The sequence below is a fragment of the Paenibacillus odorifer genome (genome assembly GCF_000758725.1).
GTDB lineage: Bacteria > Bacillota > Bacilli > Paenibacillales > Paenibacillaceae > Paenibacillus_AQ > Paenibacillus_AQ odorifer.
Map to the genome: position 1 here is coordinate 447,699 of NZ_CP009428.1, position 20,975 is coordinate 468,673.

16 protein-coding genes are annotated in these 20,975 nt (G+C 41.0%); 8 read left to right on the forward strand and 8 right to left on the reverse strand.

Annotated features, from left to right (window positions below; all coding sequences use genetic code 11):
* Positions 1-197 precede the first annotated feature (197 nt).
* Complete coding sequence (locus PODO_RS01965; RefSeq protein WP_038568399.1) at positions 198-2,588, forward strand: ABC transporter permease; 2,391 nt, start codon at positions 198-200, stop codon at positions 2,586-2,588.
* A gap of 102 nt (positions 2,589-2,690) precedes the next feature.
* Entirely contained in the window at positions 2,691-3,668 is a 978-nt protein-coding gene (locus PODO_RS01970; protein ID WP_038568402.1) for a phosphotransferase, read from the forward strand.
* Between the two features lie 47 nt (positions 3,669-3,715).
* Here the strand turns inward: PODO_RS01970 and PODO_RS01975 are convergent, their stop codons facing one another.
* Positions 3,716-4,609 (reverse strand): helix-turn-helix transcriptional regulator, encoded by an 894-nt coding sequence (locus PODO_RS01975; protein ID WP_036682739.1) that lies wholly within the window; start codon positions 4,607-4,609, stop codon positions 3,716-3,718.
* A 145-nt stretch (positions 4,610-4,754) separates the two neighbouring features.
* Between PODO_RS01975 and PODO_RS01980 the strand changes: the two genes are divergently transcribed.
* The 3 genes from PODO_RS01980 to PODO_RS01990 all read left to right on the forward strand — a co-directional run bounded on the left by PODO_RS01980 (position 4,755) and on the right by PODO_RS01990 (position 9,547).
* Positions 4,755-7,007, forward strand: coding sequence for a glycoside hydrolase family 127 protein (locus tag PODO_RS01980; protein WP_038568405.1), 2,253 nt, complete (start codon positions 4,755-4,757; stop codon positions 7,005-7,007).
* A 306-nt stretch (positions 7,008-7,313) separates the two neighbouring features.
* The gene (locus PODO_RS01985) at positions 7,314-9,029 is read left to right on the forward strand and encodes an ABC transporter ATP-binding protein (protein WP_038568408.1); all 1,716 of its coding nucleotides are present in this window, start codon (positions 7,314-7,316) and stop codon (positions 9,027-9,029) included.
* 35 nt (positions 9,030-9,064) lie between these two features.
* Positions 9,065-9,547 (forward strand): NUDIX hydrolase, encoded by a 483-nt coding sequence (locus tag PODO_RS01990; protein WP_038568410.1) that lies wholly within the window; start codon positions 9,065-9,067, stop codon positions 9,545-9,547.
* A gap of 65 nt (positions 9,548-9,612) precedes the next feature.
* On the opposite strand, the gene PODO_RS01995 is transcribed toward PODO_RS01990, so the two are convergent.
* Positions 9,613-10,509: a LysR family transcriptional regulator gene (locus PODO_RS01995; RefSeq protein WP_036682727.1), complete on the reverse strand. Its 897-nt coding sequence runs from the start codon at positions 10,507-10,509 to the stop codon at positions 9,613-9,615.
* 228 nt (positions 10,510-10,737) lie between these two features.
* Here PODO_RS01995 and PODO_RS02000 point away from each other — a divergent pair, with 228 nt between their 5' ends.
* Positions 10,738-11,409: an O-methyltransferase gene (locus tag PODO_RS02000; RefSeq protein WP_038568415.1), complete on the forward strand. Its 672-nt coding sequence runs from the start codon at positions 10,738-10,740 to the stop codon at positions 11,407-11,409.
* 164 nt (positions 11,410-11,573) lie between these two features.
* On the opposite strand, the gene PODO_RS02005 is transcribed toward PODO_RS02000, so the two are convergent.
* From PODO_RS02005 to PODO_RS02025, 5 genes are all read right to left on the reverse strand, one after another.
* Positions 11,574-13,520: an FtsX-like permease family protein gene (locus PODO_RS02005; protein WP_038568418.1), complete on the reverse strand. Its 1,947-nt coding sequence runs from the start codon at positions 13,518-13,520 to the stop codon at positions 11,574-11,576.
* On the reverse strand, positions 13,510-14,271 hold the full coding sequence (locus PODO_RS02010; RefSeq protein ID WP_038568421.1) for an ABC transporter ATP-binding protein: 762 nt from the start codon (positions 14,269-14,271) through the stop codon (positions 13,510-13,512). The genes PODO_RS02005 and PODO_RS02010 overlap by 11 nt, the downstream gene beginning before the upstream one ends.
* Positions 14,272-14,377: 106 nt before the next feature.
* Positions 14,378-15,382: a sensor histidine kinase gene (locus PODO_RS02015; RefSeq protein ID WP_038568424.1), complete on the reverse strand. Its 1,005-nt coding sequence runs from the start codon at positions 15,380-15,382 to the stop codon at positions 14,378-14,380.
* On the reverse strand, positions 15,379-16,068 hold the full coding sequence (locus tag PODO_RS02020) for a response regulator transcription factor (protein ID WP_038568427.1): 690 nt from the start codon (positions 16,066-16,068) through the stop codon (positions 15,379-15,381). The genes PODO_RS02015 and PODO_RS02020 overlap by 4 nt, the downstream gene beginning before the upstream one ends.
* 77 nt (positions 16,069-16,145) lie before the next feature.
* Positions 16,146-17,036: a TetR/AcrR family transcriptional regulator gene (locus PODO_RS02025; RefSeq protein WP_235219480.1), complete on the reverse strand. Its 891-nt coding sequence runs from the start codon at positions 17,034-17,036 to the stop codon at positions 16,146-16,148.
* Positions 17,037-17,241: 205 nt separating this feature from the next.
* On the opposite strand from PODO_RS02025, the gene PODO_RS02030 reads away from it, so the two are divergent.
* The gene (locus PODO_RS02030) at positions 17,242-18,765 is read left to right on the forward strand and encodes a DHA2 family efflux MFS transporter permease subunit (protein ID WP_038568430.1); all 1,524 of its coding nucleotides are present in this window, start codon (positions 17,242-17,244) and stop codon (positions 18,763-18,765) included.
* Positions 18,766-18,812: 47 nt separating this feature from the next.
* On the opposite strand, the gene PODO_RS02035 is transcribed toward PODO_RS02030, so the two are convergent.
* Positions 18,813-19,859, reverse strand: coding sequence for a YncE family protein (locus PODO_RS02035; protein WP_051491257.1), 1,047 nt, complete (start codon positions 19,857-19,859; stop codon positions 18,813-18,815).
* 185 nt (positions 19,860-20,044) lie between these two features.
* Here PODO_RS02035 and PODO_RS02040 point away from each other — a divergent pair, with 185 nt between their 5' ends.
* The gene (locus tag PODO_RS02040) at positions 20,045-20,926 is read left to right on the forward strand and encodes a nucleotidyltransferase domain-containing protein (protein ID WP_038568432.1); all 882 of its coding nucleotides are present in this window, start codon (positions 20,045-20,047) and stop codon (positions 20,924-20,926) included.
* The last annotated feature ends 49 nt before the right edge of the window (positions 20,927-20,975 follow it).

The following is a 20,975-nucleotide window of genomic DNA, read 5'->3' on the forward strand; positions in this document are numbered from 1 at the left end:
CTCAAGCGCTCCAGAGGGGGAAGTCTTTTTGTGTTGTATCCATATATTATATGAATAGTAAATATAGTATATATCATCTATTTAAAGGGTGATTGATCTTTGTTGGAGAATATTATCTATAGAATAAATAGTGAAAGTATTCACTTGTTGATGTAAAGGGAGGAATATTCGTTACACGATAGGAGGATGATGTATCAATGTCCATACAGAATAAAACAGTAATGATAAGAATTGCAAAAGCGAATTTAAAAGCGGAAAAAACCAAAAATTATTTTGTAGGGAGTGTAATGGCTTTAGCTGCATTTTTATTAACTGTTGTAATGACCTTTGGTTATAATTCTTTTACTAACCTACAAAATGAGTCGAATTTCCAAGCTTTATTCTATAACCTCAATAACAATGAAATCTCACGATTGAAAGAAATAGAGGAAATTAATAAAATCGGACTCTATAAGGAAATAGGCAGAGAGAAAAAAGAAGAACGTTTATTGTCCATTCTCTACACGGATCCAGCCATGATGGATTTATCAAATGCCAATATCGTTCTGGGGAAATTTCCTACAAAAGAAAATGAAATTGCAATAGAAAAAGACTTTCAGTTATCCGATGATCGAAGCCTGGGGCTTGGCGATTCTATTTCTTTGCAATTTAGAAACAATGCCAGCAAAGAATTTCAAACCAGCCAATTTGTGATTACTGGAATTCTGCAAACAACCGCATCAGGTAACGAGAATCGAATCGGTTACAATGCTCTGGTATCAAGCGCGTTCGTTGAGGCGGATCCGTTTCTTTCCAAAGAAGATTACTCCGCGGCAATTAGCATCAACAATAGCAGCAGTTATTCCAACGAGGAACTGAAGTCAAAAATCAAAGAAATAGGGCAGCGAATGGGTATCCCTGAGAGAAATATTCAGATCAATAATGTGAATGTGGATAGTAATAATCTGTCAGGAAGCACTGTGATAACCATCCTGTCTATCATGCTGATTATCGTACTGGCTTGTTGGCTTGTCATCTACAATATCTTTTATATTTCAATTACTAAGCGAATTAAACAATACGGACAACTTAGAGCAATCGGTGCAACAAAAAAGCAGATAAAACAGCTTGTTCTATATGAAGGGAAAAATCTTTCAAGAAAATATATCCCTATTGGAGTTATCTTTGGATGTTTAATGAGCTGGATTTTAAGTGGCTTTCACTGGAATGCAGCTCCAAGTTTTTCACTTGCTTTTTTAGCAGGTTTGCTCACCAAAGTAACAGTTAGAGCTTCATTAAACGCACCATCTAAATTCGCATCAAGAATCTCCCCTATAACAGCGATTAGACATGTAGATGCCGATGTTAATACAAAAAAGGAGAAAAGAAACTCTAAAAGACTAACACCATTTTCTTTAGCTGCATTGAACTTATCAAGAAGCAGGAAAAAGACGGTGTTAACTTTGCTGTCTCTTTTTTTAAGCGGAACGCTATTTGTTTCCTTGGGGACATTGTTAAACTCGGTCGACCCAATCTCAAAAGCAGAGAAATATTTTCCAAATCATGGTCAGTTTGATATTCAAATTAATAATGATTTGTATTCTGAAACAACCTCATTAAGTGATCTTCAGACGGAAGGGCAACTATCTACTTCTTTAAAAAATAAAATCCTAGCTATAAATGAAGTTGAGGACGTAATCGAACATCAGTATATTGAAGCTGCTATCGAAGGAATAAAAACGGATGACGGGGCCGCGATAGTCAGTATTGAGAATATCCCTACGTTAAACAACGAAAGATGGAGTAGTCATTTGGCTGAGGGGAAGATCCCGGATGTTGATTCATCGGATGCATCCTACATTCTCTTGAACAGCGCCAGTAGTGACTTAGATTATTACGGGGCTCATTACGCTGTCGGTGATCATATTTCATTCATAATTGCTAATGATCAGGAGAAGGCCAAACATGATTTTGAGATCATTGGAGATATTCCGGATAAGAATTCAGGAACTTCATTTTATCTTCCACCCAAAGTAATGCAAACTACAGCCCCTTTTAATAGCAATAAGAGCTACGAAGTTATTACTATGGATAAAGCGAATGAAGAGTTAATAAAGAGTGAGTTAGAGGGTATGATTCTCAATGAGGATACACTCAAATTATTGTCTTTTTCCGAAGTTGTGGAATCCAATAGAATTGCTTTTAGAACTATCACTATTTCAGTGTATAGTTTTATGGTTTTTATAGCAGTATTCAGTATGATCAATCTCTTGAACACCATAATCACCACTATTTCTGCAAGAAAAGGGGAGCTAGGCCTTATGCAAGCCATAGGAATGGGCCGAAAACAATTAATGGCTATGTTAACCTATGAAACAGGATTTTTAGTTGTCGGAAGCTTTACGATGGCTCTTGTTACGGGCAATCTAATGGGATACATGATAAGTAAGAGTGCGGGGAATATGGGGGGGCTTTCCTACATTCAATACCAATTCCCTTGGAGTGCTATTTTCCTGTATTTCTTGGTTATTTTACTTGTCCAGACTGGTATGGTTCAGTTTGTTAGACGAACAATATCGAAGCAGAGCATTATAGAGCAATTAAATTAACGATGCGGAAAGTTTAGCTATATTTAATAAATCCCTCGCCTTTATACGGGCCAAACGTGAAAATAAATAGTGAGTAGCAATTAACGTTGAAGGGTGATTTATATGCTGAAACTACCGGTGTATCATTCCGTTATTTCTTCCCATGCCTTAGTACCCGTAATTAATGATCTTTATGAAATCGGGGATGTTTTGGAGTGTAGTTTTTATGAGAACGGACTTAATGATACCTATTTACTAAAGACCTCTATTGATAAATACATTCTTAGGATCTATAAAGCTCATTGGCGAAATAAACATGAGATTGATTTTGAAGTGGAGGTATTGAATCACTTAAATAAGAAGAATATCCCTGTATCGGCTCCGGTAATCAGCAGGGATGGTGGTTACCTAATTGAGCTGGAGGCTCCTGAAGGAACACGTTACGCAGTACTGTTTACTTTTGCAAAAGGCAATTATTCCGATGAAAAAACTAGCTGTGAATTATACGGTGAACAAGTGGCTAAGATGCATCTGGCTATGGATGATTTCGAATGTGGGCAGCAAAGATTTACGCTTAATCTGGATCATCTGCTTAAAGAACCGCTTCAATCGATTCGCAAGCCTTTATCCCACAGGCAAGAGGATATCGATTATCTAGAATCTTTGTCGGAAGTATTGGCAAATAGCATAGCTGAAATCTCATCAGAGCTGGATTGGGGGGCATGTCATGGTGATCTTCATGGAGCGAACGTACATTTCTACGAGGATACCCTGACTCATTTCGACTTTGATTGCGGAGGTTTTGGCTGGAGGGCCTATGATGTTTCCGTGTTTTTGTGGTCAAGGGTTAGAGGGAAAGAACGAGAGCATTTTGACAATGAACAATGGACTGTTTTCCTGGAGTCATACCAAAAGCATAAAGTATTATCTGAGAACGATCTAAAGGCAATCCCTATATTTGTTGCTATCCGGGAGATATGGTTGATGGGTCTGCACACAGGGAACGCACAGGTTTGGAGTTGTGGGTGGCAAAACGATCATTACTTCAATACTAATCTGCAATTCCTACGTAATTGGTGTGAAGTTCATTCTATCCAATAGACAATACCCAAACAAGAAGCCACTCCATATTTAGGGGTGGCTTTACTTCAGTCATTATTCATAAACGTCTTATGATAAGCGTTACGATATTGGGTGGGCGTCATGTTTTCGTATTTTCGGAAGAGGCGCATGAAATATTTATCGTCGGTGAACCCCGTCTCTGTCGCGATTTCCCTCACGCTTAATGCGGTTCTGGTTAGTAGCTCCTTCGCTTTAGTCACACGTGCTGAATGGATATATTCCAATGGCCCCATGGAGGTATGCTGTTTAAATAGCCGAGCTAAATAGTCCTTGTTGTAATTGAATTTATCCGCGATGATGGCCACGGTAAGCGGTTCGCTTGCATGTATCCTTGTCCACTCAGCTATTTTGACGAAGGTGACATCTTGCTGTGCGCGGATCAGCTTACTGGCGAACGGCTGAAGTGCATGCTCAGATAGCTCAATTAAAAGCGAGGTCAGCAAATAATTAACGCTGGAATAGGTTAAATACCCCGAATTGGCCACATGAAGGATTTGATTCGCCAGAATATGAATCCGGTCACTATGTTCGATTTTTATGATTTGGGGCAGATATAGATCATGTACGGACCATAAGCGCTGTGTGCGCGAAAAGATTTCTTCTGCCTCAGGCTTCATTTCCTCCTCACTCAGCAATAGCCCCTCGTTTGTCAGTTCGAAATGAAACCAATAAAACTTAACCCCGGGTCGTGACTCTCTATAGCCGACATGTGTGCGATTAGGCATGAGCAGAAGAGCTTCGTCAGGGCCTACTTCAAATTGTTTGTTTTCCTCACTCAAATATACTGTTTCGTTCACGCCAATGATTAGTTCGTAGTTCCCCATAACACGCTCCACATGCTTCCATGGTGTTTCTGAGATAAATTCACCTGCCGCTGTAAAATGAACAGGTACATCTGCATTTATTTTTAAATAGCTCATGCGGTCCTCCTAGCAATCAATAAGTCGGGTTTGTCCACTATTTGTACGACTGATCTACCGACAAATCAACGTTCCGGTGTTATCTTATGGATACAAATATACACTTGTCATCTAACCCTGACAAGATTGCGAGGGAGCGATTTCATTGAAGACGCAAGCTTTTGATCTACAGAACGTACGAATTGATTCAGGTCCACTTCTCCATGCGATGGAGTTAAATACTGATTATTTACTCAAGCTTGAGGCAGATCGGCTTCTGTCGCGTTTTCGCGAATATGCTGGCTTAGAGCCTAAGGCTGCTCACTACGAGGGCTGGGAATCTCAGGGCATTAGCGGCCATACGTTAGGCCATTATATTTCTGGATGTGCGTTAATGTATGCCTCTACGGGAAATGAAGAGCTGCTACAACGCGTGAATTATGTAGTAGATGAATTAGAGCAATGTCAGGATGCGCATGGCAATGGCTTTATTTCCGGCATTCCTCGTGGCAAGGAGTTATTTGAGGAAGTGAAGGCAGGCGACATTCGCTCACAGGGCTTTGACCTCAACGGAGGTTGGGTGCCACTTTACACGATGCATAAGCTGTTTGCAGGTCTTCGCGATGCTTATCGACTGGCCGGCAATCAGAAGGCGCTCGTTATTGAAACGAAGCTGGGCCTGTGGCTTGAGGATATTTTTGCAGGGCTGAGTAAAGATCAGATCCAAGAGGTGCTGCGTTGTGAGTTTGGCGGCATGAATGAAGCGCTGACGGATTTGGCAGAGGATTCCGGGGAAGAGCGTTTCCTCGCGTTAGCGGAAAGCTTTTATCATGGGGAAGTGCTTAATGATCTTGCTATAGAAAAAGATACCCTAGCTGGAAGACATGCTAATACACAGATTCCAAAAATCATCGGAGCTGCTAGACAATATGAGGTAACAGGGCAGGAGCATTATGCAGGTATTTCCCGCTTCTTCTGGGATCGGGTCGTGAATCATCATTCTTATGTGATCGGCGGCAACAGCTATAATGAGCATTTTGGTGAACCGGATAAGTTAAATGACCGATTGGGCGAAGGCTCCTGTGAGACATGCAACACGTACAACATGCTGAAGCTGACCAAGCATATGTTCCAATGGGATGCGTATGCAGCGTATGCGGATTACTACGAACGTGCGATGTATAACCACATCTTAGCCTCTCAGGAGCCGGTAGATGGCCGGGTATGTTACTTTGTATCTCTCGAGATGGGTGGACATAAATCATTTAATTCGCAGTTCGAAAGCTTTACGTGTTGTGTAGGCTCGGGAATGGAAAGCCATTCTATGTATGGCTCGGCGATATACTTCCATAGTGCAGATGAGCTTTATGTCAATCAGTACGTACCTTCTACAGTGGCTTGGAAAGAGCAAGGCATTAGCTTGCAGCAAGAGACCAAGTTCCCGGCAGAGGGACAAGGTGTACTGCGGATCAGTGCAGCACAGCCAACGAAATTCACATTAAAGCTAAGACATCCTTACTGGGCTGAGCAAGGGATGAGTGTTAGCGTAAATGGTGAAGATGTTCAAGTAAATGTAGGCAAATCTAACTACTTTACTTTGGATAGAGAGTGGCAGGATGGAGACGTTGTCGAATACGATATTCCGATGTCGGTGAGAATCGAGACGATGCCGGATAATCCCAACCGAGTTGCCTTCCTTTACGGGCCACTTGTGCTCGCAGGTGATTTTGGGCCTATAAATGCAGAGGCCAATAGCGATCGCGCCCTTGCTTCCGTATTAATCGGAGATCGGGACACACTGACGGACAACCTCATCCAATCTAATGTGAGCAAAAATGTGTTCCGGATGAAAGGTTTAGGGTATACAGGGGATCATGAGCTTCGTCCGTTCTACCCTATGCATGATCATCGTTATTCCGTGTATTGGGATTTGTTCACACCGGAAGAGTGGAAGCTGGCAGAGGCTGAATATCGCGAAGCCGTGGAGAATAACTTGCTGCTTGAGCAGTTAACTGTCGATTCGGTACAACCTGCTGAAATGCAGCCTGAACGCGATCATAATTTCACAGGTGAATTTGTAGGCTTAGGCAAAATCCACAATCGCAAGTATCGGGACAGCTGGATCAATGGCTGGTTCTCCTTCACGATGGAAGTTTTGCCGGATGAGCAAGTGGATCTGGTGGTCACGTATCTGAAGTCGAACGATACTTCGCTAGCATTCGATATTTTGGCGGATGGGGAGCAACTTGGTGTAGGCACTCTTGAGTCTGAGGAGATGAATAAGCTGGAGACGATTCGCTATGAACTCCCGCAACCGATCACGAGCGGCAAATCAGCGGTTAGGATCAAGTTTGCTTCTCATGAAGGACATAAGGTTGGCCAAGTGGCCGGACTACGTATCGTTAAACGTAATTCTTGAATAAAAAGGCTTACAGAATTATAATAGGAACAATTCTTTTAATTGAGGTGAAATGGATGTCTTTCCGTACCGTTACAAGGAACTAGTTATCGGGCTGGGTGAAACGCGTACCAGCTATCAAGGGGGGAGTCTACCCTTTTGATTACAACTAACTAGAGCTTTGTACGGTGCCATAGGCAGCTGTTTTTGTAGAGCCAGGCACTTAACCTATTTAACTTAGAGAACCGTTTATTTGTGGATGGTTTTTTACAGTGAGATAGGGGTGCCTGGCTTTTTTGCATTCAATTAAAAGAGGGGATAAACGATATGTTAAAAAAGAGTCTAGCTCACCTAAAGTGTTGGGTAGGTGGTTATATTTTATTGGGTTTTGCCATTCAGCTGTTAAGTAGTTTAGGTGTTGTTGTCTTTCAAAAAATATTAGATAAGGCCACGGTAATCAACAGTTTTGATGAAATAGCAACATTAATTATGGTGTATGGGGCTCTGCTGGCTGGGGTGGCGATCCTGAATTATATAGACGAATACCCGAGTGTGTTTTTATCGAACAGCATCACGGAGAGGTTAAAGATCATTGCACTGTCCAAAATATCAAAAATGGATTATCAAGCGTATCAGGATATGGGGACAGGGCAAATGATTAAGGTGATCGAGAACGGGGCAGCGGCTGGAAACAGTATTATTTTTTCTTTTTTTCTCAAAACACTACATGAGCTATTACCTACTCTTCTATTCAGTCTAGTCTTTATCAGCTTCTACGATCTAAGGATCATGTTAGTGATTGCAGCTGGCTACGTGGTCGTCTTTCTGATAACAAATCTGCTGTTGAAATTTCTGTATGCCATGAAGGCAACCATTCTCCAAGAGCAAGAAAAGATGTCCAGATTCTCTATCCGCGGGTTTATGGAATTGGTCGTCTTTAGAACCAACAAGAGATATGAGAAAGAGATCGAGAAATTAAGCCAGACCGCACGCACTATCATTCATAAAAATGCTCAGCTAAAAATGATCCATGAAGCTTTTTTTACTATATTCGAGTTATTTGTCACGATCATTAAAGTTGTTGTCCTGATTTATGGTGTGAAAAGCATTGTCGCAGGCGAGACCTCACTTGGTATTGTGGTCGCATTGTTTATGTTCATCGATAAAATTTATACCCCAATTGCCATCTTCAATGTTTTATTTGTAGATTACAGACTGAATAAAGTGACTTACAGAAGATTCGAGGAATTTATTGCTGCCCCAGAAGATAAGAACTTGGAATCCGGAGAAGCCATCACTGAGCTCCAAGGTAATATTGACTTTAGGGAGGTGTCCTTTACTTATGGGAATGTGCAGATTCTGAATAACCTGTCATTTTCGCTTGCGCGAGGAACTTCCGTTGCTATTGTCGGATTAAGTGGAGGCGGGAAATCTACGCTGATTAAATTGATTGTGGGGTTATTAAAAAAGGGCGAAGGTGAACTCTTACTGGACGGTAAGGATATCGATGAGATTCGTTTGAATAGCTACTATGATCATATTTCCTATCTATCCCAAGACACGCCGATTTTCGATGCTACGATAAGAGATAATATTGTATTCGATGAGGATACTCTGTCCGATGAAGAGCTATATGAGATTTTGGAAAAAGTTCATTTGCAGGAAAAAGTAAGCCATTTGCCGGATCGCTTAGATACTTTGGTGGGCGAAAAAGGTCTAAAAATATCAGGAGGCGAAAGACAGCGATTAGCCTTTGCCAGAATCATTGCCCAAAAAAGAAATATTCTAATTCTGGATGAGCCTGTGTCAGCGCTTGATAATATCACTGAGCAGAGTCTTATGGAGACGATTTTGAATGAATTTAAGGACAAAACTATCATCATTGTGGCCCACAGGCTTAATTTTATAAAAGACGTTGATAAGATATTGGTAGTGGATCAAGGGTCAATTGTTGGGGAAGGGAAGTTTGATGATTTAATAGAACAGTGCGAAGCTTTTAAAGCGTTATGGAATAGAAAAATATCGTTTACAGATTATCGATAAATTGCTAGACTCTTCTAAAAAAAGAGGTGCTATCTATGGCTTGGCCAACACATATTGTAGCGGTGGGTGGAATTGCAATAAATGAAGAGGGAGATATTCTTTTAGTAAAAACACATCATGGTGGGTGGGTATTTCCTGGAGGACAAGTGGAAGTTGGAGAAAACCTAATAGATGCACTAATTCGCGAGATTAAAGAGGAAAGTGGAATCGATGTCGTTGTTTCTCAATTGATTGGCGTGTATTCGAATACAGGTATGCATAAATGGTATGACGGTGAGACGGATGTTCCTACCAAGGTGATGTTAGACTTTATCTGCAAGCCTGTGGGTGGAGAATTAAGTACTTCGGAGGAAACATCTGAAGTGATGTGGGTAGCCAAGGAGAAGGTGCTGGATCTGATTTCTGCAGCGGCTATTCGTACCCGCTATCAAGCTTATTTGGATTTCGATGGAAATACTAGGTACATGGATTATGTAACTGGAGGTGCGTTTGAAGTTAAATTGGATCGGACGGTGTAAAAAAGAAACTTTGAGGCTTTCCCGAAAGGGAAGGCCTCTTTTGTTGGGTATGAGCGATCATTCCGCTATATCGTATAAGGATTGTGACGAATCATCTCAATTAAATTCACTGCGGCTGCTGATAAGGGCTCATTTTTACGTGTACAGATCGCAATGGTATTCTTCAGATGGATTCCTTCTACATATACTCGGCACAATTCTCCACGCTCTACATATTTGCGTACGACTAATGAAGAAACGAAGTTTGCGCCATATCCGGCGATAACGGCTTTGATGGCTTCATGTAGTCCATTAAATTGCAAAGAGATGATAGGAGCGGGTGTGTTGTATGTGCGGCATAAAGATAATAATCGCTCCCGCGTTGAACTTCCTTCTTCACGCATAACAAAGGGTTCCTTCATCATTTCGGATAGAGAAACTTGCTGATTGGCATAACGATGATCGGGTGCGACTACAAACCATAACTCGTCCTGAAATAACTCTTCTGTCTGGATTGTATCTGGATAAGCCTCGGCGATTCCTCCATAAATAGCTATATCCACGTCTACATTTAACAGCTGCTTGAGGGCATCACTTGAGTTGGTAGTGGTGATCATCATCTCCACTTGTTCATATTGTTGCTTAAACTTTGCAATCCAGGTAGGAATGAGAAAGTGAGCAGGCAAATACGTTGCGGCTAGACGGATACTTCCGTTAGTGCCGTTAACATAATCTTGAGTGAATTGCTCAATTTGTTGTTCTACGGCGAACAGTCGCTTGGCGAGTAGAGTAAGCTCTTCCCCAGCATCCGTTAAAGCGATTCCTCTGCCTTGAGGTTTAAATAGGGTAAAGGACAGTTCTTTTTCGAACTTCTTAATCTGCGCAGTGATGGCAGGCTGACTTATATTTAAAATTTCTGAAGCGCGTGTCACACTGCCTGTCGATGCGATTACATGGAATAAGCGTAAGGCATGTAGGTTCATGGTTAAACTCCCATTCTTCGATTCATATACTAAATGTATAAATTATACTTAAAGATATATTATATTTATGATTATAACTGATTTACAATACAGATATAAAGATGAACTTGGAAAAATGAGATTAGGGAAAGGAGTAATGGAGAGGAGGTTTGGAACTGTAGGAGCGTAGCGATCGCCTTTGTCTCCGGATTTCAACCATGAACAAATACTAAAGGAGAAGTGATAAATATGAATCAAACGACTACTTGGGATAAAGTCGATCAGTATATTACAGAGCGCCTGATTCCACAGGACTCTGTGTTGGAAGAAGTGTTGGTCACCAATCAACAGGCAGGGCTGCCGCCCTTTGATGTTTCGCCTAGTCAGGGGAAATTCCTGAATCTACTGGTGCAAATGAAAGGTGCACGCCGGATTTTGGAGATTGGCACCTTGGGCGGGTACAGTACGATTTGGATGGCAAGAGCCCTGCCGTCTGACGGACAGATAGTTACTTTGGAGCTGGATCCCATTCATGCGCAGGTAGCTAAAGCTAATCTTTCGCTTGCCGAGGTGGATCATCTGGTAGAGCTTCGTGTAGGGGATGCATTAGAGCAACTGTCTCAGATGAAACAAGAGGGCGTTGAACCCTTCGACTTTATTTTTATAGATGCCGATAAACCGAATAATCCTAACTATTTAAAGTGGGCGCTGCAATTCTCCCAGCCCGGATCGGTGATCCTTGGAGATAATGTGATTCGTGAAGGTGAGGTCATTAATGAGAATAGCGAAGACGCTCGTGTAGTAGGCGTACGGGAATTCTATGATCTGTTGGCTGAAGAGTCTAGAATTTCGGCTACTGCCATTCAGACGGTGGGAAGCAAAGGTTATGATGGATTTGTGTTGGGGGTTGTGAATAGCTGAGGGATTTCACAGGTCCTCTGAGCGTTACGGACCCCAGTGACGCTATTGCTTAGAAAGAGGTTCATCTGTGTCCGATAGATGCCGGTGCCTCCTACCTGTAAATGATATCAAATCAAACAAAGGTGTCCCTAAGCCATGATGGCTTTAGGAACACCTTCGTTATTTTAAAGCGCCTCTTTAATCACCTTTTTGTAATAGAAGACGGACAATATTGCAAAGATCGAATACAAAGCAGTGTATAACAGCATCACCAGAATCATCGGTGTCCAAAGCTCTGTACCGAATAAGAACCAGCCGGATTTAACGGCGAAGTAGCTGTGAAGCAGACCTATGACTAATGGAATACCGAAGTTGAACAATTGTTTCATCTGTATACCTCTGAGCAGATCACCTTGCGTGAATCCAAGCTTTCTCAGAATGGTGTAGTTAGGTTTTTCATTTTCACTTTCATCCATTTGTTTAAAGTATAGAATACATCCGGAGGTAATCAAGAAGGTTAACCCCAGAAAAGCAACGATAAACATAATGAGTCCCATATTTTGTTTTTGACCTTTTATCGACTCTAATTGAGAGTCTTGTTTGTTATTCTCATCAAATTTTAAGGTCTTGAAAAGTTCATTTGCCTGTTCAACGCTGGCCCGGACTTTCATATCAATCCCGATATTAAGGGAGGATCCTCTTTGAAGGGCAGGATCTAAATCCTTCTTTAAGCGCTTAAAGATCGATTCGTCTACAACCGCAACCGGTAAGCCACCACCTGTGTAATACCCTGAAATGGGACTTTCGATATCTAATCTTTTATAATCCTGCGGAAAAACCTCATGTAACCCTTTGAGTTCAATCGCACCTTTATCTTTCATAGTAACAAAATTATCCAATGTACTGCTTGATTTCGTGAAATAAGCTTTATCTGGAGTTAGATCAACGTCTTCAAGTGCATTTTCACTTATGACCGCCAGGGTCATAATATTTGAAAACATATTGTCTCCGTCCGGTTTTTTAACAAGAATCTCTTCAACATCTACATCGACCTGAAGGACTTGGGTCCTTCTTTCTGTAAATACTAAATCATTTGCCGTTAGGATCTTTGTAAATTGTTCAGCCTCTTGGGCATTCGTGAATACAAAATCCGTTGGGACATATTGCTTGGAAGTTTTCTCGGCAGAGTAAAAGGAAATGTAGCTAAGGGATAATAAACCCAGGGCTAGTGCCGATACCGTTGTAATGATGGTTAATAATACTGCATTGGATTTCATGCGAAACATAATGGAGGAAAGAGATAGAACCTCTCTAATGTTCAGATAGCCGTTTTTCCGCTTACGAATGATATGAAAAATAAAACTTACCGAGCCTTTATAAAATAGATAGGTCCCAATAATGACGGATCCCAAAATAGTAATCATGGATATAGCCAATTGATTCATTGAGGTTACGTCTTCGGTAAGTAATTTAGAGGAGAGCACATAGCCCAGTAGGATTAGGCCAATTCCGACAATCCCTATGATCATTTCAAAGAAGGATAACTTTTTCACTGTACCTTCTGTTGTTGAGGTCACCCGGAACAAGGATAAAATACTTTGTCTTTTAATAAATCCATAATTCATCAGCATGATCAAAAGATAAATCACACAGAATACGATTAACGTCTGAATCAAAGCTTCGATAGAGAAATGAAGGGAGGCTATAGCATCGACCCCCATTATCTTAAATAAGATCATGAGGATTAATTTTGAGATAGAAAAGCCAACCAATATCCCCAGGACCAAGGAACCGAAATACAGAATAAAGTTCTCTGCCGAAAGAATGCGGAAGATTTTATTTTTGGTCATTCCAATTAACTGAAATAAGCCAATTTCTTTACCGCGTCGTTTGATGAAGATCGTATTAGCATATAACAGGAAAATAGAGACAATTACGACTAGTAAAATCGAGGCAGCCATGATTGCTGCGCCCCCTTTGATAGAGCTTTCCAGCTCATCCATCGAGGGATCATATTGCAAGGTGACAAAGGCGAAATATAAGGCCACACTAAAAACTAGCGCAAACACGTATAGGTAGTAATTTCGAATGTTTTTTCGCAGATTTCGAATCATTAATACATTAATGCTCATTCTGCACACCGCCTAATACACCCTGTGTTTTTATAATGTCGTTGAAGAAAACTTGTCTTGATTGTTCTCCTTTATTTAGCTGCGTATAGATTTTTCCATCTTTTATAAAAATAACTCTACTGCAATAACTGGCAGCCACTGGATCATGTGTAACCATAACGATGGTTGCTTTTCGTTTTTGATTGAGTTCACTTAGCTTATTTAATAAATCAGAAGCGGATTTAGAATCCAGCGCCCCGGTAGGCTCATCAGCAAAAATAATACTTGGATCATGAATGAAGGCACGAGCTGCTGAGGTACGTTGTTTTTGACCGCCAGAGATTTCATTGGGGTACTTATTTTTTAATTCCAAAATCCCCAATTCCTTTGCGAGACTTTCGAATTTCTGATTGGCGGCTTTCTTGGGTGTATTGGTAATGGATAGTGGCAGCAGGATATTCTCCTTTACCGTCAGTGTGTCCAAGAGATTATATTCTTGAAAAATAAAACCTAAATGATTTTTGCGAAATTCCGCGAGCTGCTTCTCTTTCATATTGGAGATTTCATTGCCCTCAATGGTAATAGATCCGTTGCTGATTTTGTCGATCGACGAGAGTACGTTGAGTAGGGTTGTTTTACCTGAACCGGAAGGCCCCATGATGCCAACGAATTCGCCTTCTTCTATACGAATATCGAGTCCGCTTAACACGGATTGTTTGTTTAATTTATTGCCATAGCTTTTATGAATTTTAGTAGCTTCTAGAATTGCCATAATGATTCACTCCTTCGTTTCTTCTTGTATAGCCTTATTATAAAAAAGTTTATTGTTCTTATCCTGCGATTGCCCGAACAAAATATAAAAGCATGTGACATTGTTGTCACATGCTTGAGATTTTAACGAATTCATTTTTGAGTGGGAAGGTTAGAGTAAATGTTGATCCCGCTCCAAGCTTGGATTGAACTCCGATGCTGATGAGTAAGGATTGAGCTGCTTTCTGAGCTAAATATAAGCCCATGCCTGTGGCTGCATTGTCGCGATGTACAGTAGTGGAAGTAAACCCTCTATCGAAGATGCGCGGCAGGTCCTTCGGATCTATCCCGCGCCCGGAATCCTTCACCTCAAGAACGATATGTTCAGCTTGCTGGTAGCTATTCACTGTAATATCAGAAGCTTCACTATATTTTACGGCGTTGGTTAGTAGTTGTCTGAGGATAAAAGCCAGCCATTTAGCATCACTAAGCACTTCAGCAGCTTCTAAGTGCAACTCAAAGCCGATTCCCTTCTGAATACACCAAGACTGTAACGTCTTAATCTCACTAAAAATAAGCGTTTCTATATCGATTTGCTCCATATACAGATCGTTTTCAATAAAGGGTATCCGTCTTTGGTGGAGCTGCTGATCCAGCAGCAGATGAATACGCAGCCACTCATAGGTCAAGTGCCTCTTCATAACATCATCTTCTATACGTTCAATCATTAGATGCATTGCGGTCAGTGGAGTCTTTACTTCATGAATCCAGGATAACAGCTCATCCTTCTCTTGCTCCAAGTTCATTAGATTGTCTGAAGCAGTCCTCTTTAACAGTTTCACTTGGTTGGTGATGCTCTCTTCGATGATTTTCTCAAAAGGACTTTCGGCAAGAGCGATACTTGTCAGATCGAGATCATCGTCCCGCTCATTTAAGCTTTTATAAAATCTGGTTTCCTTAGGATAGCGAATGACTAGAAAAATTACGAAAAAAATCATTGATAAAGAGACCAGATAGAGCACTGAAGACAGGGGGATGGTCGGGTCCATAAAGGTGATAAAGAGCATAAATAGATGTACAAAGAGAAAGAGCAGAATCCAACCGAGTCTTTCGAGCAGGTACTTTTTTATCATACACAATCCTCTTCAATGGCTACGTACCCTTGTCCAACCTTCGTCTCAATAAACGCCCCTAATTCAAGCTCGTCCAGCTTTTTGCGCAGCCGATTTACGTTGACGGTGAGGGTGTTATCACTAATAAAGCGCTTATCGTCCCATAAGCTATTAATTAATTCCTCGCGGGTGACAATTTTATTCTTTTTCTCAATGAGTAATTTCAATATGAAAATCTCATTTTTGGTAAGCTCAATCGATCCCGTGTCGTTGGTCACTGAATTCCGCTCATAATCGACGGTAGCTCCGCACCACGTTTTGAGTTCAATGTTATCCGAATTGTAATTGTACACACGTCGGAGAATGGCTTGCACCTTGGCAATGAGTACATCGAAATGGAAGGGCTTTTGGATATAATCATCGGCTCCCAGCTGCATGGACATCACCATATCTGTCGGATGATCCCGGGAGGATAAGAAGATAATCGGCAGGTTAGAGTGAGAGCGAATCATTCTGCACCAATGAAATCCATCGAATTTGGGTAATTGGATATCAATTATCACTAAATCAGGTTTGATTTCCGTGAATTCCTGTGTAACATTGTTGAAATCTTGAATGCCATATACATCATAAGACCACTGCGTAAGCCGCTCTTTGATCTCATTAAACAGCGTTGTATCATCTTCGATTAATAAAAGCTTGAACAAATCGGTCACCACACTTTTAGTTTCGTACCTTGCGTTTAGAATACGCTTAAACGATTGAAGCCATACTTTGATTGTGCTTAGAGCATTGCAGATAACACTGTCTGATAATGCGCAAATTCCTTCGTTTCATTAAATTGAGGGCACATTTTCAAGGAGAGCAGGGCGCTTTCGATTAAGAACTCTCTTGGTTCCTTGTTGTTCATGATCTCTTCTTGGATAAAATATAACAGCTTTAGTGCATTGGACAGGTTAGGATCATCAGCGGCGAATGATTTATCTATGATTTTTTTTAAGCTCACGGTCGCAAACGATAAATCATTATTAAAAAAATCAGTGTATTCAGCAACAGGCAATAGTTTCCCTACATGATCGGGGGAGATAAGTTGGATTCCCTTTTCGCTTACATCCTCAACAATCGTCTGGATAAGAGTAGTGCAATAATTAATGATTTGTTGAGAGGTAATGACTTCATTCATGGCACTGTTAATTTGCAGCATATGTTGCAAGATGCCTGTGAAAATGATGGCTCCATCCAGTAGATAGGGCTTCTTATCTTCAGAAAATATATGCAGGAAACGTTCATGCACCCAGGTTAATAAGGTGAATTTAGTTTTTTTGATGAACGTAATTAAGTCCGGATCATTGGAGACCAGGGCATCTTCAACCAGCTGCAACAATTTATTTTTCTTATTGATTTTCATAACCAGTTGAACTTGTTTAGCGAATATATCAATGTCAGAGGGGTCCTGGCCAATGAGCAGGCCATTTCTGCCTTCTTCCAGCTGGTCATGAATAGAGGTGAATACAGCTTTAAAGAGATCCCCTTTGGAAGGGAAATAATTATAAAAAGATCCTTTGGAGATCCGGCTGTGATTCAGAATGTCCTGTATGGATGTGGCGTGGTAGCCTTTTTCAATAAATAATTCATGTGCTTTTTGAATCACTTGCTCTTTCCGTTTATTTATCATCTTAGGTGCCCCTTTAAGCTGGACTCTTTTGTGCAAAAAAAACACTTCACGTAGAATAGACTAGCTTATATTTCCACTTAATACAATTTAGTTTTTAAATGAATTCTGACTTGCCAAGCAGTAAATATAAGAGTAATATATTCTACATTGTAACATAAGTTCAAATTTGAACCGACGGTATGATTATAGAATGGAGGATTCCAAAATGAAAACGAAAGAAAGTAAAGCGTCCTATGGGATTTTGGCAATCCTTATGATTGGTGCATTTGTTGCTTTACTAAGTAATACACTACTCAATATAGCTTTACCATCGATTATGAAGGATTTTGATGTCAGTGCCTCAACGGTACAGTGGCTATCGACGGGTTATATGCTAGTGAACGGGATCATGATTCCTTCAACGGCCTTTTTAATTCAAAAGTATACAGCGAGACGATTATTCTTAATCGCCATTGGATTATTTGCAATAGGGACCTTTATTGGAGGCTTTGCTCCAAGTTTCCCTGTATTATTGATTGCGAGAATGGTCCAAGCCTCAGGGGCCGCAATTATGATGCCATTATTAATGAATGTATTGTTTACCACATTTCCACCTGAAAAACGCGGCTCGGCCATGGGGATGTTTGGTTTGGTTATGATTTTTGCACCAGCCATTGGTCCTACACTGTCAGGATGGATTATTCAGCATTATGAATGGCCTGTGCTGTTCTTTATGATTGCACCTATCGCCGTATTGGTGTTCATTCTTGCCTTCTTCAAACTGCATGATCCTAAAAAAGATGTGGCTATTAAAATCGATATTCTATCTGTAGTTCTATCAGCGATTGGGTTCGGGGGTCTTCTATACGGCTTCAGTTCCGCTGGGAATAAAGGATGGGATGATCCAATGGTCTACTCCACCCTTTCTATCGGGGTAATTGGTTTAGTGATATTCATAATGCGCCAGATGAGAATGAAGGAGCCTATGCTTAACTTCAGAGTGTACAAATATCCGATGTTCGCTTTATCCTCAGCGATTTCGATTACACTGAATATGGCGATGTTCTCAGCGATGATGTTAATGCCGATTTACCTGCAAAATATTAGAGGCATTTCACCTCTGGATTCGGGACTCCTAATGTTGCCTGGTGCGTTGATTATGGGGGTTATGTCTCCAATCACAGGTAAATTGTTCGATAAATTCGGCGGCAAAGTCTTGGCGTTAATGGGTCTGGCTATCGTAGTGATCAGTACGTATTTCTTTAGTGATCTAACTGAAACAACGAAATATTCGACACTTATGATTTTGTATTCTGTGAGAATGTTCGGGATTTCAATGGTTATGATGCCTGTGATGACCAATGGTCTGAACTCCATCCCGGCTAAATATATACCGCATGGTACAGCCATGAACAGTACGATTCAGCAAGTCTCCGGAGCGATTGGCGGGGCGCTGCTTGTAACGATTATGTCTAACAGTACCACTTCACATGTCAAAGATATGGTAGCAGAAGCTGTGAGTAAATTAACGGCTAAACCTTCTGCAGAGCAATTGCTTGGTATTCAAAACCAAGTCATCGCAAAAGCAACGATCGAAGGAATTAACGATGCGTTCTTAGTGTCAGTAGGCGTAGCCATCATTGCCTTTATCCTAGCTTTCTTCATAAAAAGAGGGATACAGCCTAAGGATACAGAAACAGTCGAAGAAAAAGTGGCTGTTAAACAAGTTTCATCCGCTAGATCGATGTAATTTGCTATGCAGAAAGACGCTCACCTGTGGTGGGCGTCTTTTTTGTCTTAATTAAAAATAGAGCTCTGAGTGAGTCTTGGTCCATCCTGAATGACCGTTATGGAGTCGTTTCCACCTACATAAATTCTATTTGTGAGCGGGTTTAGCACAGTACTGCCTGATACAGAGGGGAATCTTGCGAGCCGTTTAAACGTGGTGGCGTTATAAACGGACATATGATTTTTATCGAAATTACCAACAAATAAATGATTTGTATTCGGATTAATGGTTATGTTGGAGGAAGTAGGAAGAACCTTTGTTGTAATGATTTTGTTGTTATTTCCATTGATGACGAATAGCTTTCCTTTACCTTCAACTTGTGCACTTGAAACAAAAATACGGTTCGTCAGGGGATTTATAACGACCTCGCTTTGCAGACGTCCCAGCTGTACATTACGCAACAATTTGTTGGTTCGGCCATTGATCACAGAAAGAAACCGGCTTAAGTTATTAGCGACATAAATACGATTGGTAATTTTATTAAGTGCTGGCGCTATCACGGGGTTACTTCCGACTTTTATTGTCGCAATGATAGCCTGTGTAGTTCCGTTAATGACGGTGACGCTATCATTTGCTGTATTGGTCACATAGACACGGTTTGTAAGCTCATTGATAACGATTCTGGAAGGGCGTCCACCGATTTCAATCTTTTTGCGGACCTGATTTGTTTTCCCGTCTATGACGAATAGGGTTCCGAATGCGCTAGTTACATAAATCAGATTGGTTAGAACATTCACTCCGATATTGTCTGGGAATCGGCCTACTTTGACAGTTTTGATTACCTGGTTTGTCCGCCCGTTTATGACAGAGACATTTTCGTCACGGAAGTTAGGTACATAAATCCGGTTGGTTTGGGGGTTGATTCCGAGCTGAGACGGCAGTCTTCCTACAGGGATCCGAGCGATAATGCGATTAGTTCTGCCCTCCAATACCCCGATAGTTCCAGCCTCGGTGTCTGGGTTTACAAAGTATACTCGATTCGTGACGACATTTACTTTTATATCTCCGATCGGTCCGGCAGAGCGGACTGTAGCAATCACTTTTGGCTGCGCCATGCTTTTACCCCTTTCCAAGTAAATAGATACTTCATTATATTTAGGCTTAGGCAAAAGGGTACTTCATTTATCCTTGCAAGATATATATTAGGAGTGTAGAATGGTACTCCATTATCCAAATATTAGGTTAGGTGTAAGCGTTTTATTTTTTGAAAAATTGAGATTGATTGGAGGTTGGGGTTGAGATGGTGAAATCAGTGTTGTCGGATATTTTATTAACACCTGATAAGACGCAGCTTCATAGTGAATTGTTAGAGGAAATTGGGCAGTATATCACGCAAGAAATTCTAAATCATCCGTTAATGAAAGAGGAGAGTCAGCGGGTAAGTATTCTCCTTGATGGATCGACCGCACTTGGTGTGGTGGATGAGCAGTCGGATGTGGATGTAATCATTATTTGTCAGGACGAGTATTATAGCAGCATTAATCATCGGTTCGAGCAAGCGGGGTTGATCCCGGAGCAAAGTAGTTTTTTTATGGATTTACGACTTCCCAGCGGCAAGTCCGGACATTACACACTGCATAAAATATCAGAAATCAAAGCGGCGTTAATGAGCGGAAGTATGGAATGGCTGTGGAATGCTTCTGTTTCTTATATCTACTATGACCGATTGGATGTAAAGTCACTTTTTGATGCCTATGTGCCCCTCCAACCTGAAGTTCTAATGAGATTTCGTAAGAATTCATACATACAGTTAAGAAGTTATGCCAAAAGCTTAGATAATCCTGTAGTGCGTGGCGATGCCTTTCCTATTTTATTTTTAGCGGTTTCTCTTTATAAAGAAGCATTACGCTGTGCCATTACTATTGAAGGTTATCCCTACCCCTACGACAAATGGCTGGTACCTGTAGCCAAACAAACGACTGTCGGACGAAAGATTACGGAGTGTGCGGGCGATTTTTGGAGTTTTATTAGAGATGATGAATCCTTTGCCCCTATGTACCAAGAGGATAATAACTTTGTCAAAATGGAAAAACGTTTCCGGAAGATACTTGTAAAGGAATTCCGCATGCGGGGGATCGATGAACCTTGGTTAGTAGAGTGGTGGAAGTTTATGGAGGAGTGAATGGAGCTATAGGGTGAGTTAGTGGTTGAGTGTAGTGGTTAGTGGCTGG

Excerpts from the sequence above, each read along its gene's own strand:
- PODO_RS01965 (WP_038568399.1), top strand. The coding sequence starts at position 198 with ATGTCCATACAGAATAAAACAGTAATGATAAGAATTGCAAAAGCGAAT.
- PODO_RS01970 (WP_038568402.1), top strand. The coding sequence starts at position 2,691 with ATGCTGAAACTACCGGTGTATCATTCCGTTATTTCTTCCCATGCCTTA.
- PODO_RS01975 (WP_036682739.1), bottom strand. The coding sequence starts at position 4,609 with ATGAGCTATTTAAAAATAAATGCAGATGTACCTGTTCATTTTACAGCG.
- PODO_RS01985 (WP_038568408.1), top strand. The coding sequence starts at position 7,314 with ATGTTAAAAAAGAGTCTAGCTCACCTAAAGTGTTGGGTAGGTGGTTAT.
- PODO_RS01990 (WP_038568410.1), top strand. The coding sequence starts at position 9,065 with ATGGCTTGGCCAACACATATTGTAGCGGTGGGTGGAATTGCAATAAAT.
- PODO_RS01995 (WP_036682727.1), bottom strand. The coding sequence starts at position 10,509 with ATGAACCTACATGCCTTACGCTTATTCCATGTAATCGCATCGACAGGC.
- PODO_RS02000 (WP_038568415.1), top strand. The coding sequence starts at position 10,738 with ATGAATCAAACGACTACTTGGGATAAAGTCGATCAGTATATTACAGAG.
- PODO_RS02005 (WP_038568418.1), bottom strand. The coding sequence starts at position 13,520 with ATGAGCATTAATGTATTAATGATTCGAAATCTGCGAAAAAACATTCGA.
- PODO_RS02010 (WP_038568421.1), bottom strand. The coding sequence starts at position 14,271 with ATGGCAATTCTAGAAGCTACTAAAATTCATAAAAGCTATGGCAATAAA.
- PODO_RS02015 (WP_038568424.1), bottom strand. The coding sequence starts at position 15,382 with ATGATAAAAAAGTACCTGCTCGAAAGACTCGGTTGGATTCTGCTCTTT.
- PODO_RS02025 (WP_235219480.1), bottom strand. The coding sequence starts at position 17,036 with ATGATAAATAAACGGAAAGAGCAAGTGATTCAAAAAGCACATGAATTA.
- PODO_RS02030 (WP_038568430.1), top strand. The coding sequence starts at position 17,242 with ATGAAAACGAAAGAAAGTAAAGCGTCCTATGGGATTTTGGCAATCCTT.
- PODO_RS02035 (WP_051491257.1), bottom strand. The coding sequence starts at position 19,859 with ATGGCGCAGCCAAAAGTGATTGCTACAGTCCGCTCTGCCGGACCGATC.
- PODO_RS02040 (WP_038568432.1), top strand. The coding sequence starts at position 20,045 with ATGGTGAAATCAGTGTTGTCGGATATTTTATTAACACCTGATAAGACG.